This is a genomic window from Bradyrhizobium sp. sGM-13, from assembly GCF_018398875.1.
Taxonomy (GTDB): domain Bacteria; phylum Pseudomonadota; class Alphaproteobacteria; order Rhizobiales; family Xanthobacteraceae; genus Bradyrhizobium.
Window position 1 is genome coordinate 130,079 of sequence record NZ_JAGWDK010000003.1, and the last position, 12,535, is coordinate 142,613.

The window sequence follows — 12,535 nt, forward strand, 5'->3', positions numbered from 1 at the left end:
GTCTGATCGATCGAGACGTCCCGCCTTCTGCCGCTCTAAGCCGCCAGCGCATCCGGATTGACCTCACCCTTGGCGATATCGGTGAGCAGCGCATCGATCTCCTTCTCTTCCATCAGGCTCTCGTGCAGCGTCGCCTGGTCGTTGCGCAATTCCAACTGCCCGGCGAGCGCTGCGGCCGAGCCGTAGGCGGCGATCTCATAGTGCTCGAGCTTCTGGGCGGATGCGATCAGGCCGGCATCGCGAAGATCATCGCCCTCCAGCATGCCGAGCATCTTCCGGGTCTCACGGATGAGCGCCTCCATGGCCTGGTCGACATGGGCTGTCGGGTCTGCGCCATGCTGGCGAAGGATGGCCACAAGGCGGTGCTTCTGCGTGACCGTCTCCGCATGATGGTCCACTAGCGCGTCCTTGAGCGCCGGGTGGGATGCAGCCGCCGCCATACGCAGCAGTGCTTCCGCAAGTTGGTCCTCGACGCTCACCAGTTCCTGCAGTTCGGCAATGTACATGTCCTTGAAATTCTTGATCTCCATGGCGAACTCCTTCTCTCAGGATGCTGATGAGGCTTCCGGCAGCAGCGCTGCACCGTCTTTCGGAAGTAACCTGCACGAGCCGAGCAGCCTGTTTCGCGTTCGAGGCCTGCGATATCGTTCCAACGAGGCCACGGTGCATCTGGTTCCGGTCCAAGACCTGATCGAAGAGACCCGATCGAAGAGGCCTGATCGAAGACCCAAGAGGTGCTGCGATGACGGAATGGTACTTTGTCTGGGTGGAAGGCCTGCGAGGGCCTGCGCCGCAGAAATGGTCATCGGATGGACTTTGGGGGCAGGTCGGGCGTCAGGACGTCATCGTACGTTTTGCGCTGAGCGACGAGGAAGCGCACCTGCCGCTCGACGAACTGGCAAGGCGCCATCCCATTCCCGACGGGAAATAGCCGATTGTGGCCTCCCCGTGTCGCCGATCGGCGGAACAATGGGTATTAAAGATGCCCTTCTGCGGAACATTGCGAATTTAATTTTGTTGCCGGCTTGAAGCGGCGCCAACAGGCACCACTGTCCCGACTTCAATTCGGCTTGCTTGCGGAATTGAAAGCGAAGCTGCGAGCCGGCGCGCGGCGCCGGTGGGGACGAGCGATCAGGATCCTACACGCTTGACGTTAATTCCCTCCGCAGAAGAGCCGCGCGCGGTCAAGGCCGTCGCGCGGTGCTCACCAACCAGAAGCCAAGTAAGGAGATCGTGCATGAAATTGAACTCGGCACAGGTGGAACGCGCTCTGACGCAATTCGAAGCCCAGGCGCTTCCCGACGATCATCCGGTGGTTCCGCAGCTAGCCAGCATGTTTGGGGATCATACATTCTTCCTCGACAGCGGCGGGCTCAACGTCCTGGAGCCGACCGAGGCTTCCGAGCGGGAGACCACAATCGGCATGATCGTAAACCTTGCTTATTGGAGCGATGAGACGCTGACGAAATTGTCGCCACACGAGCCCGAACCCACAGGCGTGATTGTCAGCCTCGAATCCAGGCACTGACTCTTCGAGTCCGCGACTCGCCGTGTGCTCAGATGATTTGTCGTGCGCGGTTGCGTGCCGCGCGCGATGATCGCTGGCGTGCGCCGGTCAGGTTTCGAAATGAACCCCGATCCGCGTCTCTTTGCGCCAGACGACGCGGCACGGGACATGGATGTGGCCGGCTTCGATCACCAGCGTGAAGCGTTCGGGAATGCCGACAGGAGAGCTCACCTCGAGCGCGGCGCCGGTTTCGGAGAGGTTGCGCACCGTGCAATCGATGATTGCGCCGCCAAACGAAATCTTGCCCCCCTTTAGCAGCCGACGCCGTGGTGCAATTCTGTGCTCGTCCACCACATGGACCTCCAATGGACCTCCCCCTGAACAGGGAACTTTCTACAGGCGAGGTTACTATCACGTTACCGAGCGTTCCGGCCATGGTGCAGCGCCAGGTTGTGGGTCGCTGCGGAACCGGCTTTGGCTCATCGAGCTTGGCCATCCGTCCGCGCCCGCCGCCCTTCGATCGGATAGGCCGGGTCGTTGAACCCCGGCGTCGAGGGATGGCCGCTCGCTACCAGCCGGTCGATCAGCGCCTCGTCCTCTGCCGTGAAGCGATAGTCCAGCGCTTGGATATAATCATCCCATTGCTGTTCGGTTCGGGGGCCCGCGATCACCCCGCTCACGAATGACGAATTCAGCACCCATGAAACCGCGAACTGCCCCGCGGTGATGCCGCGGGCTTCGGCGTGACGCTTGATCTCCTGGGCGAGCTGCAGCGATTCCGCCCGCCATTCGGTCTGCATCATGCGCTTGTCGGCGCGCCCCGCGCGCGTGTCCTGGTCGGGCGCCGCGTCCGGCCTGTATTTGCCGGTCAGCACCCCGCGCGCCAAGGGGCTATAGGGCACGATGCCAAGGCCGTAATAGCCGCAAGCTGGAAAGTGCTCGACCTCCGGCATCCGGTTCATGGCGTTGTAATAGGGCTGGCTGACGATCGGGCGATCGATGCCGTTGTTGTCGCAGATGTTGCAGATCTCGGCGACGCGCCAGGCACGGTAGTTGGAGACGCCAAAATAGCGGATCTTGCCCTGGCGCATCAAATCGCCCATCGCGCGCACCGTCTCCTCCAGCGGCGTCGCGTGGTCCTCCTTGTGCAGATAATAGATGTCGATGAAATCGGTGCCGAGCCGTTGCAGGCTTTCGTCCGCGGCCTGCATCACCCAGCGCCGCGACAGCCCGCCGCGATTGGGATCGTCGCCGATCTGGTTGGCCAGTTTGGTCGCCAGAATCCAGTTCGTGCGATTGTTTGAAATGGCGCGGCCGACCACCTGCTCGGACTGGCCGCCATTATAGGCGTCCGCGGTGTCGATGAAGTTGACGCCGGCCTCGCGCGCTTTTGCAACGATGCGCGTCGACGTGGCTTCATCGGTCGGGCCGCCGAACATCATGGTGCCCAGGCAGATCGGTGAAATCTTCAAGCCGCTGCGGCCGAGTTGGCGGTATTGCATGGGTGGGTCCTCCATCCTGGGCCGTCATTCCGGGATGGGGCGTCAGCACCAGACCCGGAACGACGGCATCTAAACCTCGCTCTTCAATATCTTGAACACACCGCTCGCCATCGCGATACAGCGTTTGTCGACTGTCACTTCCGTCGTGATGAAAATGAGGCTGCGGGTGGAGCGCACCACGTGCGGCCTCGACACCAACACCTCTCCGATCTTGCCGGCTTCGACAAAGTGCGTATCGAGCTGCACGGTCGCCAGCGTCGGTTTGCCCGAGACGAAGCGGGCGGTCATGCCGCAGGTGCGGTCGGCGAAGGTCATGATGACGCCGCCTTGCACCAAGCCGCGGCGGTTGTGGTGCTTGTCCTCGGTAGCAAGCGCGTATTCGTGCGCGCCGTCGACGACGCGCTGCCACAGCGGGCCGATCAGGTGCAGGAAGCCGGAGGTTTCGACGATCTTCCAGCCATCGGATTTGAGGTTGTCCGCGGCCTTGACTGTCATCTCGTGCTTTCCGTCTCCCGCGGGCTATCTTGTTGCCCCCGGGTCATTTCATCTGATGCGCTGGTGTTGTAGTCAAGCGGGATGGCCAGGCCATTTGACGATACCACACGGCGGAATATTGCAGAGCTTTGCGCGGCATTTACGCGGTCGCCCTTGGAGCGCGCAGAGCCCGAGCTGAAGCGCGCCGCAGTCGCCATCGCGTTGACGGAAGCCGCGAGCGGCCCGGGCACCACATTTCTGTTGACCCGCCGTGCCGCAAGCCTGCGCGCCCACGCCGCTCAATGGGCGTTGCCGGGCGGGCGCTGCGACCACGGCGAGACGCCGGCGCAGGCCGCGTTGCGCGAGCTCCACGAAGAACTCGGCGTCGGCCTCGGCGAAAGCGATGTGCTGGGCCTGCTCGACGATTACCCGACGCGCTCAGGCTATCTGATCACGCCGGTGGTGGTCTGGGTCGGTACGAGCGCCGATATCATCCCCAATCCGGCAGAGGTCGCCTCGGTGCATCGGGTCACGCTCGATGACATCGAGCGAGCCGACGTCTTCAGCTTCACCAGGATTCCCGAAAGCACACGGCGCGTGATCCGCTTCCGCCATGCCGGCCAGCACATCCACGCGCCAACGGCGGCGCTGATCTATCAATTTGCCGAAGTGCTGGCGGGCCGCGCGACCCGTGTAGCCGAACTCGAGCAGCCGGTGTTTGCCTGGAAATAGAGCCGGCGCCGCTGCCGAAACGGCTGCTCATCTCACCATGTGAGAGAGCGTGCTCACGCAGCGCGGGTTGCGGATGTCGGTGGTTTCGGAGACGATAGCTGCGTCAAAAAGAAGAACATATCCGGGAGTTGGCTCGCTATGTCCATCGGGAGAAAGTGGTTTTGCCTTGCAGCCGCCATGCTCGGCTTGAGCGCAGCAACAGACGTGTCGCACGCTCAAACCTATCCCGCCCGCGCCATCACGCTGATCATTCCGTTCGCGCCTGGCGGCAGCACCTCGATCGTCGGCCGCGCCATTGCCGACAAAATGAGCGAGATGCTCGGCGAGAAGGTGGTGGTCGACAACCGTCCCGGCGCCGGTGGCACGGTCGGCACCAAGGCGGTCGCGAAAAGCGATCCCGATGGCTACACGCTGCTATTGGGCTACACCGGCACGCTCGCGATCGGCCCTTCGCTCTACAAGAGCCCCGGCTACGATCCGCGCAAGGATTTTGCGCCGATCGGCATGATCGGCAACGCGCCGAATTCGCTGGTGGTGCATCCATCATTTCCGCCCAAGAGTGTCGCCGAGTTGATTGCCTACGCGAAGGCCAATCCCGACAGGGTCAATTTCGGCTCGGCCGGCGCCGGCACCGCCAGCCACATCACGGGCGAATATTTCGCCCGCGCCGCCGGCATCAGGCTGGTGCATATTCCCTACAAGGGCACCGGCCCGGCGTTGACCGATCTCCTCGGCGGCCACATCCCGATGGCGTTCGCGCCGATCCCGGCCTCGCACGCCAATGTCTCCGCCGGCAAACTGCGCGCGCTTGCGGTCACCAGCACCACGCGATCGAGCCTGTTGCCCGACGTGCCGACGCTGATGGAGGCGGGGCTAGCCGGCTTCGACGCTTCGCTCTATTACGGCCTCGTCGCGCCCGCCGGCACGCCGCGGCCGATCATCGACCAGCTCAACAAGGCGCTGTGCGACGCGCTCGCCTCCAACGAGGTGAAGAAGCAGTTGGGCAATGACGGCACCGAAATCACCCCAGGCACGCCGGAAGACTATGCGGCCTTCATCGACAAGGACGAGAAGAAGTGGTCGCAGCTAGTGAAGGCCAGCGGCGTCGAGCAGGAGTGACTTTCTCCCTTCTTCCCTTGTGGGCGAAGGAAAAAGAGTCGCTCCCTTTCGGGGCTGACATCGCGGCGGCGCTTGCTACAACCGTGCCATGCGCCTGCCATTGATTCGCATGGGTTCCGGATTAGCTGCGCTCGCGCTGCTCGCGAGTGCGCCGCCTGCCGTGGCGACGGAGCTGCTCGCTCCCTCAGCCGCCGACGCCATGGCGCAAGCCGCCTCGCCGCAGGCGATGGCCGAGTACCGTCGCAAGCTGAAAGAATATCAGGAGGCCCATGCCGCGTTCGAAGAGCAGGCGGGCGCCTATTGGGCCTCAATCTCCGAGAAGCGAAAGGGCCGTAACGCCAAGCGCCGGGAACGCCAGGCCATCACGCTCAACGATTACGTGCTGACGCAGCCGCCGGTCTACACCGGTCCGAAGCGCCCGGTCAGTCCGGAGCCGGAAGAAGAAAAGCCGCCGCGCGAGCGCAAGCCGCTGCCGGTGGTTGCCGATTTTCTTAAAGCGGCCGCCGAGCATTTCCAGTTCACGCCGCAACGGCCGGCAACCGAGGTCGAGTTTAAGCGCGCCTATGCCCGCTACGCGTTGGCCGCGGGATTAACGCGCGAGCAGGCGGTGCGGGTCTACTCGTTCGAGACCGGCGGTAACGGCAATTACGACATGCAGTCGGGGCTGAACCCCTCGAAACCCGGCTCGCGCGCGATCTCGACCGCGATCGGCTACAATCAGTTGCTCACCACCAACAGCGTCGAGCTTTTGGCCGAACAAGGTCACGAAATCATCAGGGAATTGACGGCAAGGGCCGCGACGCTGTCGGGCGCGCCGCGCAAGGCGATGGACCACAAGCTTGCCGTCTTGAAACGGATGGTGGCGTTTACGCGCACCGTGCCGGATACCTGGTCCGAGCATGAGAAGCTCGCCAACACTCCGCAGGGCTGGGCTGTGCACGCTATGGCGCTCGATATCGACGTCGGGCCGATGTTGCAGACCCACAAGCTGCTGACATCGGTCCATTTCGCGCGCGCCAAGGGCTACAATCGTCCACTGACGGCGGCTGAACTTGAAATGATGAACCTGACCGGCGACGGCACCGGCCTCGACATGGTCACCATGCCGCAGGCGATGCGCGAGCAGGTGCCGACCTCGAATTTCTTCCAGCGCGGCGGCTACGAGCGTAACCCGGTCGCAATCCGCCATAACACGGTGGCGAAATTATTGGCGATCACCGACGAGCGGATGGATTTCAACTCCAGCAAGCCCGGCGCAAAGGAGTTGGCGACGGCGTTTTAGGCCTCTTCTCCCCCTGTGGGAGAAGGTGGCGCGGATGAAAATCCGCGCCGGATGAGGGGTTCTCTCCGCGGAGACAGACCCGTCATCCGTCTCGCTGCCGCTTCGCATCAGTGATCCACCTTCTCCCACAAGGGGAGAAGGAAGAAAGTTCACTCCGATCCGAACATGAACTTGCCGTCGCTTTCCAGATAGGGGCCTGAGCGCATGTAGAGCTGCCCGTTCTGGCCAAGGAAGAACAACGTGCCCCTCGGCACTTTCTTGGCACCCTTCAATAGCAAGCCGGCATTATTGGTGCCCAGCTTGTAGGCTAGCGTCTTGCCGTCCCTGCCGTAGGCGTAACCCATGTCCGACTTCAATTCCCATGGAGTCGGTGCCGCGCCTTGCGCAAATGCCGATGTCGCCAGCCCTGTCAGTGCGGCCGCCATCAAAACTGATTTTGTCGAAACGCTCGTCATCGTCATCCTCCCAGCGGCCTTAAGCGGCTTCTGTCCCACGTTTTGAACAAATCACGAACGGCATTGCGCCGTCAATTGCCACCTTCGACGCATCACATGGCCCTTGAGACTTTGTGATTTCCCGCGTCTGACTTCGCGACTATGTTCGCCATTCCGGCTACAAGCATGCATTGCGAGAAACGTCATAGGGATGGTTATGATGAACCACGTCATGAAGATCGGTCTTGGTGTTGCGCTATCGTTCATGACGCCGGCTCAAGCGGCCGAGGCTGACAATTTCAAGCTGTCCAACAACCAGCGGATCGCCTGCAGTCGGGGATTGAGCGCGGGCAAGCTCAACACCGCGACCTGCAAATCCTATGCTTACGTGTTCAACACGAAGACGTCAGAGTATTTCCGCTGCCAGGTCTCGATGGCCCTGACGCGGGACAACAAGGAAGTCATCAACGTGCAGTCCGACGGCGGCTGCACGAAGAAGCCGCGCATCTTCGATGCCGATTCGAGTTATTCGTTCGATGCCACCGAAACCGAGGGGCCGAACACCAATTCGTTCTTCGGTCCCGGTGGCTATGCGGTGTGGGCCAGCGACAACAGTAATCTGAAGGTGCGCGGCTGCATCATCATCTCGTCCGGTCTTGGCTCGGACATCGCGAAATGCATCGACATGAAGTTCGAGTGAGCCTCGCTCAGGGAGCCTTCTCGGGGTCGGCTGCAAGCTGAGGGCGTGACCGCGCGAATTTGCGTACGCCGACGGGCTTGCCGAACAGATGGCCCTGAATCAGATCGAACCCCATGTCGTGCGCGGCAAGGTAATCGGCGCGCGTCTCGATGCCCTGGGCGACGGCGCGAGCGCCGTTGTCCCCGGCCAGTTCGACGATGCGTCGGCATACCGTCTGCTTCAGCCGATCGTCGGCGCAGCCCTTGACGTATTGCTGGTCGACCTTCAGCTCGACGAACGGGAAGCTCCGAAGCTCCAGCAGCGACGGCCATTCCGCGCCGACATTGTCGATGGCGATCGCGATATTGTGCAGGCGCAGCCGTCTTGCGGTGTCCACTGCGAGATCCGGATGGTCGACCACCTCGCTGCTGTTGATTTCGATCAAAAGTCCGCCGAACGCCGGGTGGGCGGGCATGGCGCGGCACAGATCGCGCACTGCCGCTGCGTCGTCGAAGAACGATATTGGCAGGTTGATCGAGAGGTCGACCGGACCTTGGCTCTCCAGCAGATAGCGCCAGTCCTCGATCGCGCGGCCGATCACGAATTCGGAAAGCTTGCAAAAATGCGGATCCTTGTCGTCTGGAATGAAGTAGGCCGGCGGGACCACGCCCCAGGCCGGATGCCGCATGCGGACCAGCGCCTCCGCTCCGCTGGGGACCAGCGTGCGGGCGTTGATCTTCTGCTGATACCACAATTCGAGCCAGCCAGCCTTCAACGCCTCGGCGACGTCGACGGCCGGGCTTGGCGCCGGCTCGGCAGGCAGCAGCGTCGCGAGGCTGGCGCGCAGGCTAGCTGCGCCGAACGGCGTCGGCAGCGAGGGCAGCATGGCAATGCCGTACTCTTCGCCAATTTGCCTGACGGCCTTAACCATGATCGTGTCCGGTTGACCGATCACGAGAACCTTGCCGCCGAAATCTTTCCGGACGATTGCCTCGAGAATTTCGCCGACATTGATCCCGTCGGCGCACACGCTGAGCACGATCAGATCCGGCTGCTCCGCCTGCAGTATGCCTGCCAAATCGCTGGCCTGGCCGCATTCGCAGGTCACGAACCCGAGATCCTCGAGAGCGTCGGAAAGAAACAATCGCAGGTGCCTTTTGCTGTCGACGACGCACGCTCTGGGCGCCAGCTTCCGATGCCCAAAGTGCGCGGCGCGCGAATACTCGACGAAGTTGATTTGCTCCATGCCACCCTCCCGCTAGCTACCCCAACGCCAGTGGTACATCGGCGTTGCGGTCGCAATCATGGAATTTTGCGGCAGGTCACATGATTACTTCGGTAGGGTTAAAGCAGCCGACAAGAATAAAATTTTAGGGAAGCTGCTGCCGCGACGCAGCCAACCAGCGCCCGGGCACTCGAAGGGGTCATTTCGTCGGCTTCAACGCGATGATTCCAGCTTGGGCAACATTTGATCAGCCTCGCGTGTTAACGCCTGTGGTCGCTCGCCGGCGCCGCGATGTTCGTGGTTCAGCGAACGTCGTCTGAACGCTCCCTCGCAGGCGCAGCAATATCGCAATGCTCACAACCCTGGCCAAAAGAAATGACCGCGGTCCTCGGCAGACCGCGGTCACTGATGAAGCAAGCCGAACTAGCTCGAGCACGCTGCCTTAGCCGCCGATGCCCTTCTCCTTGAAGTACTTCAACGCGCCAGGATGGAATGGGATCGGCGAGCGGTCCTGCACCTGGTTGTCGAGCGAGAAGCTCTCGGCTTCCTTGTGCACGGCAACAATGTCGGCCTTCTTTTCCACCAGCGTCTTGACGATGGTGTAGGCGTCCTCATTGCTCATCTTGTCGCCGGTGACGATCAGATTCCAGACTTCAGTGATGGAGTTGTCCTTGTCGTAGCCGGGATAGGAGCCCGCCTTGATCTTTCCGGGAGAATAGAGCTTGCCGTATTTGGCATTCATCTTCTCGGCCAGATCGCCATGGTCGATCAGCTTCATCTTCAGGCCGGGCGTCGCCGCGAGATCAGTGACCGCAGCGGTCGGAATGCCGCCGACCCAGAAGAAGGCGTCGATCTTGCGGTCCTTGACTGCATTGACGGATTCGGCGACGCCGAGCCGCTCGCGCTTCATGTCCTTGTCCTTGTCGAGGCCGGCCGCCTCGATGACGCGAAATGCCATCACTTCGGTGGCGCTGCCGGGCGAACCGGTCGAAACGCGCTTGCCCTTGAGATCTGCCATGGTCTGGATGCCGGTGCCTTCCACCGTCACAACATGCATGCGGTTCGGGTAGACCACGAGCAGCGCCTGCAGCGGCACCTTGCCGCTCTTGAACTTGTCCTGCCCTTGCAAAGCATCGAGCGCGGCATCGGCCATGGTGAAGGCAAGTTCGCTCTTCCCGGCGCCGATCAGCTTGAGATTGTCGACCGAGCCGCCGGTGACCTCGGCGGTGGCCTGCAGGTTGGGAAGGTTCTTCGAGAGCACGTTGGCAACCGCGCCGCCGAGCGGATAGTAGACGCCGCCGGTGCCGCCGGTGCCGATTGACATGGTTTTCTGCTGCGCGTGGGCTGCGCCGGCAAAGGCGAGCCCCAGAGCCATCGCCAGTATCGCTGTGGTCTTTTTCATTTTTGTCTCCTCAATTGCTTCTTCTCTATGTTGTGACCGCAGGCCGCTCAGGCGACCGCGTTCTGGCCTGCCACAGCAATACGCCGAAACCGATGATCAGGCCCGGCACATAGGTGTAGCTGATATCGCGTCCGGTGATCCATTCGACCATTGCCTCAATCAGGCTTGGGAACACCAGCAGCAATCCCGATAGCAGAAGCAGGCCGCGCTCGACCGCTGTATTTTGTCGCAGCGCCCAGTTCTGGGCAAACGCAGCCAGCGCCAGCAGCCCCAAGCTCGTCTTGATCGCGATTTCGAGAATGTCGACCCACGATCCACCCTTGGGGATCGACATCAGCAGGCCGCCGCCCTGGGGATCGAGCACGAAGACGAACGGCACCAGGAACGCCGGCAGCGTATATTTCCAGGATTGCAGCGTGGTCTTGTAGGGATCGCCGCCGGTGATGGCGGCCGCGGCGAACGGCGACAGCGCGGTCGGCGGCGAGACCTCCGACAGGACGGCATAGTAGAAGATGAACATATGCGCGGCGTAATCGGGCACGCCGAGCTTGACCAGCGCGGGCGCGGCGATGACCGCGCAGATGATGTAGGACGCCGTCACCGGCACGGCTAGGCCGATGATCCAGACGATCAGCGCGGTGTAGATCGCGGTCAGCAACAGGCTGCCGCCGGCATAGGCGATGACAATCGACGAGAATTTGAGGCCGAGACCGGTCAGCGTCACGATGCCGACGACGATGCCGGCGCAGGCGCAGGTGGTCGCGGCATTGAGCGCGCCGATCGAGCCGTCGGCCAGCGCCTTCACCAGCTTGCTCGGCACCAGCGCGGTCTCCCGGCGCAGGAAGCTCAGCGCGAAGGTGACGACAATGGCGTAGAACACCGATAGCGACGGCGAGTAGCCGATGATCATGAAAAAGACGACGGCGAGCAGCGAGATGAAGTGGAAGCCGTACCGCCTGGTCATCTGGCCGAGCGACATCTCGGGCGTGAAGGTCACGTTCTTGGCGTGGAATTTCTTGGCGTCCAGCTCGACCATGAACAACAGCGACATGTAATAAAGACAGGTCGGGATGGTCGCCATCCAGATGACGTCGAGATAGCTGATTTTGAGAAACTCGGCGATCAGGAACGCGGCGGCGCCGAGCACCGGCGGCGACAGGATCGCGCCCAGCCCGCCGGCGGCGAGCAATCCGCCCGCGGCGTTCCTCTCAAAGCCCGCCTTTGCCATCATCGGATAGGCCACCGTGCCGATCATTACGGTCGTGGCGACGCCCGATCCGGAGGGGCCGCCGAGCAGGAATGACGACAACACCACGGTACGGCCGGCGCTGTTCGGCTTGCCGCCCATCAAGGCCAGCGAGAAATCGATGAAGAATTTGCCGGCGCCGGAATGCTGCAGGAATGCGCCGTAGATCGTGAACAGGATGATCAGCGTCGCCGACACGTCGACTGCGACGCCGAAAATGCCTTCCAGTGTGATAAAGAGGTGACCGACCAGGCGGTCGAGGTCGTAGCCGCGATGGGTCCACGGCGCCGGCAAATAGGGGCCGAGCATCGCATAGGCGATGAACAGGATCGACACCACGGGCATGATTGCGCCGGTAGTGCGCCGCGTCGCCTCCAGCAGCATCACGATGAAAACGATGCCGACGATCACGTCCCAGCGATCGGGCGTGGTGGCGCGGTCGGTAAAATCCTCGCCACCCCACAGCGCGTAGATGACGGTCGCCACCGCGACGATCCCGGGAACGACGTCCCACCAGCGCACACGGTTGCGAAACCGTGTCGCCAGCGGAAACAGCAGGAAGCTCAAGATCAAGGTGAAGGCGACGTGGGTGTAGCGAAGCTCCTGGGTCGGAACGATGGCATAGGCCGCATAGAGGTGAAATAGGCTCATGACCACGGCAATCGTGGTCGAAATCCTTCCCGCCCACCCCATCAGGCGGTTGGTCGCGCCTTCTTCCGCCTCGATGTAGGCTTCCGCCTTGTGCAAGGCTTCGTCCGAAACGGTGACGACCTCGTCATTGGGCGGCGTTGTCTTGTCTACGGCCATGCTTCCCCCGGGGACCGGTTAACTTTCCGGCCCGACTGCGGCGAGCCTCCTTCGCGGGCCGCATTCAGTCCGTTTTGGGTGGCGGTGGCAAGGGGCTTTTCGGCCTATGTCCAAGTCGCTGCTTTA

Annotated in this window: 14 protein-coding genes; 6 read left to right on the forward strand and 8 right to left on the reverse strand. The window is 62.2% G+C overall.

The features are described from left to right. Positions 1-35 precede the first annotated feature (35 nt). On the reverse strand, positions 36-530 hold the full coding sequence (locus KJQ96_RS05230; protein ID WP_213285631.1) for a ferritin-like domain-containing protein: 495 nt from the start codon (positions 528-530) through the stop codon (positions 36-38). Positions 531-742: 212 nt separating this feature from the next. Between KJQ96_RS05230 and KJQ96_RS05235 the strand changes: the two genes are divergently transcribed. Together KJQ96_RS05235 and KJQ96_RS05240 are read left to right on the forward strand one after the other, a co-directional pair. Then, positions 743-931 carry a hypothetical protein gene (locus KJQ96_RS05235; protein WP_028348083.1) on the forward strand — a complete coding sequence of 63 codons (189 nt, stop codon included), beginning with the start codon at positions 743-745 and terminating at the stop codon, positions 929-931. Between the two features lie 306 nt (positions 932-1,237). After that, positions 1,238-1,528: a hypothetical protein gene (locus KJQ96_RS05240; protein ID WP_028348084.1), complete on the forward strand. Its 291-nt coding sequence runs from the start codon at positions 1,238-1,240 to the stop codon at positions 1,526-1,528. Between the two features lie 87 nt (positions 1,529-1,615). Here the strand turns inward: KJQ96_RS05240 and KJQ96_RS05245 are convergent, their stop codons facing one another. The 3 genes from KJQ96_RS05245 to KJQ96_RS05255 form a co-directional block, all read right to left on the reverse strand. Continuing rightward, positions 1,616-1,858 carry a PilZ domain-containing protein gene (locus KJQ96_RS05245; RefSeq protein WP_213285632.1) on the reverse strand — a complete coding sequence of 81 codons (243 nt, stop codon included), beginning with the start codon at positions 1,856-1,858 and terminating at the stop codon, positions 1,616-1,618. Between the two features lie 128 nt (positions 1,859-1,986). Further along, positions 1,987-3,009 (reverse strand): aldo/keto reductase, encoded by a 1,023-nt coding sequence (locus KJQ96_RS05250; protein ID WP_213285633.1) that lies wholly within the window; start codon positions 3,007-3,009, stop codon positions 1,987-1,989. 69 nt (positions 3,010-3,078) lie between these two features. Continuing rightward, entirely contained in the window at positions 3,079-3,504 is a 426-nt protein-coding gene (locus KJQ96_RS05255; protein WP_213285634.1) for a PaaI family thioesterase, read from the reverse strand. Positions 3,505-3,585: 81 nt separating this feature from the next. Between KJQ96_RS05255 and KJQ96_RS05260 the strand changes: the two genes are divergently transcribed. The 3 genes from KJQ96_RS05260 to KJQ96_RS05270 all read left to right on the forward strand — a co-directional run bounded on the left by KJQ96_RS05260 (position 3,586) and on the right by KJQ96_RS05270 (position 6,616). Next, complete coding sequence (locus tag KJQ96_RS05260) at positions 3,586-4,215, forward strand: CoA pyrophosphatase (protein ID WP_213285635.1); 630 nt, start codon at positions 3,586-3,588, stop codon at positions 4,213-4,215. 138 nt (positions 4,216-4,353) lie between these two features. After that, positions 4,354-5,334 carry a tripartite tricarboxylate transporter substrate binding protein gene (locus KJQ96_RS05265; RefSeq protein WP_213285636.1) on the forward strand — a complete coding sequence of 327 codons (981 nt, stop codon included), beginning with the start codon at positions 4,354-4,356 and terminating at the stop codon, positions 5,332-5,334. An 88-nt stretch (positions 5,335-5,422) separates the two neighbouring features. Continuing rightward, on the forward strand, positions 5,423-6,616 hold the full coding sequence (locus KJQ96_RS05270; protein WP_213285637.1) for a hypothetical protein: 1,194 nt from the start codon (positions 5,423-5,425) through the stop codon (positions 6,614-6,616). A 149-nt stretch (positions 6,617-6,765) separates the two neighbouring features. Here the strand turns inward: KJQ96_RS05270 and KJQ96_RS05275 are convergent, their stop codons facing one another. Continuing rightward, positions 6,766-7,071, reverse strand: a complete 306-nt coding sequence (locus tag KJQ96_RS05275) for a hypothetical protein (RefSeq protein ID WP_213285638.1) — start codon at positions 7,069-7,071, stop codon at positions 6,766-6,768. Positions 7,072-7,270: 199 nt separating this feature from the next. Here KJQ96_RS05275 and KJQ96_RS05280 point away from each other — a divergent pair, with 199 nt between their 5' ends. Next, a complete protein-coding gene (locus tag KJQ96_RS05280) occupies positions 7,271-7,750 on the forward strand; it encodes a hypothetical protein (protein WP_213285639.1) in 480 nt (159 codons plus the stop codon). A gap of 7 nt (positions 7,751-7,757) precedes the next feature. Here KJQ96_RS05280 and KJQ96_RS05285 read toward each other — a convergent pair whose 3' ends face one another. The 3 genes from KJQ96_RS05285 to KJQ96_RS05295 all read right to left on the reverse strand — a co-directional run bounded on the left by KJQ96_RS05285 (position 7,758) and on the right by KJQ96_RS05295 (position 12,409). After that, complete coding sequence (locus KJQ96_RS05285; RefSeq protein WP_213285640.1) at positions 7,758-8,975, reverse strand: EAL domain-containing protein; 1,218 nt, start codon at positions 8,973-8,975, stop codon at positions 7,758-7,760. Between the two features lie 421 nt (positions 8,976-9,396). Next, the gene (locus KJQ96_RS05290) at positions 9,397-10,356 is read right to left on the reverse strand and encodes a TAXI family TRAP transporter solute-binding subunit (RefSeq protein ID WP_213285641.1); all 960 of its coding nucleotides are present in this window, start codon (positions 10,354-10,356) and stop codon (positions 9,397-9,399) included. 25 nt (positions 10,357-10,381) lie between these two features. Beyond that, complete coding sequence (locus tag KJQ96_RS05295; protein ID WP_213285642.1) at positions 10,382-12,409, reverse strand: TRAP transporter fused permease subunit; 2,028 nt, start codon at positions 12,407-12,409, stop codon at positions 10,382-10,384. Positions 12,410-12,535 lie beyond the last annotated feature (126 nt).

Bases quoted from the DNA above. Each gene is read 5' to 3' on its own strand.
- KJQ96_RS05230 (WP_213285631.1), bottom strand. From the start codon at position 530: ATGGAGATCAAGAATTTCAAGGACATGTACATTGCCGAACTGCAGGAA.
- KJQ96_RS05235 (WP_028348083.1), top strand. From the start codon at position 743: ATGACGGAATGGTACTTTGTCTGGGTGGAAGGCCTGCGAGGGCCTGCG.
- KJQ96_RS05240 (WP_028348084.1), top strand. From the start codon at position 1,238: ATGAAATTGAACTCGGCACAGGTGGAACGCGCTCTGACGCAATTCGAA.
- KJQ96_RS05250 (WP_213285633.1), bottom strand. From the start codon at position 3,009: ATGCAATACCGCCAACTCGGCCGCAGCGGCTTGAAGATTTCACCGATC.
- KJQ96_RS05255 (WP_213285634.1), bottom strand. From the start codon at position 3,504: ATGACAGTCAAGGCCGCGGACAACCTCAAATCCGATGGCTGGAAGATC.
- KJQ96_RS05260 (WP_213285635.1), top strand. From the start codon at position 3,586: ATGGCCAGGCCATTTGACGATACCACACGGCGGAATATTGCAGAGCTT.
- KJQ96_RS05265 (WP_213285636.1), top strand. From the start codon at position 4,354: ATGTCCATCGGGAGAAAGTGGTTTTGCCTTGCAGCCGCCATGCTCGGC.
- KJQ96_RS05270 (WP_213285637.1), top strand. From the start codon at position 5,423: ATGCGCCTGCCATTGATTCGCATGGGTTCCGGATTAGCTGCGCTCGCG.
- KJQ96_RS05275 (WP_213285638.1), bottom strand. From the start codon at position 7,071: ATGACGAGCGTTTCGACAAAATCAGTTTTGATGGCGGCCGCACTGACA.
- KJQ96_RS05280 (WP_213285639.1), top strand. From the start codon at position 7,271: ATGAACCACGTCATGAAGATCGGTCTTGGTGTTGCGCTATCGTTCATG.
- KJQ96_RS05285 (WP_213285640.1), bottom strand. From the start codon at position 8,975: ATGGAGCAAATCAACTTCGTCGAGTATTCGCGCGCCGCGCACTTTGGG.
- KJQ96_RS05290 (WP_213285641.1), bottom strand. From the start codon at position 10,356: ATGAAAAAGACCACAGCGATACTGGCGATGGCTCTGGGGCTCGCCTTT.
- KJQ96_RS05295 (WP_213285642.1), bottom strand. From the start codon at position 12,409: ATGGCCGTAGACAAGACAACGCCGCCCAATGACGAGGTCGTCACCGTT.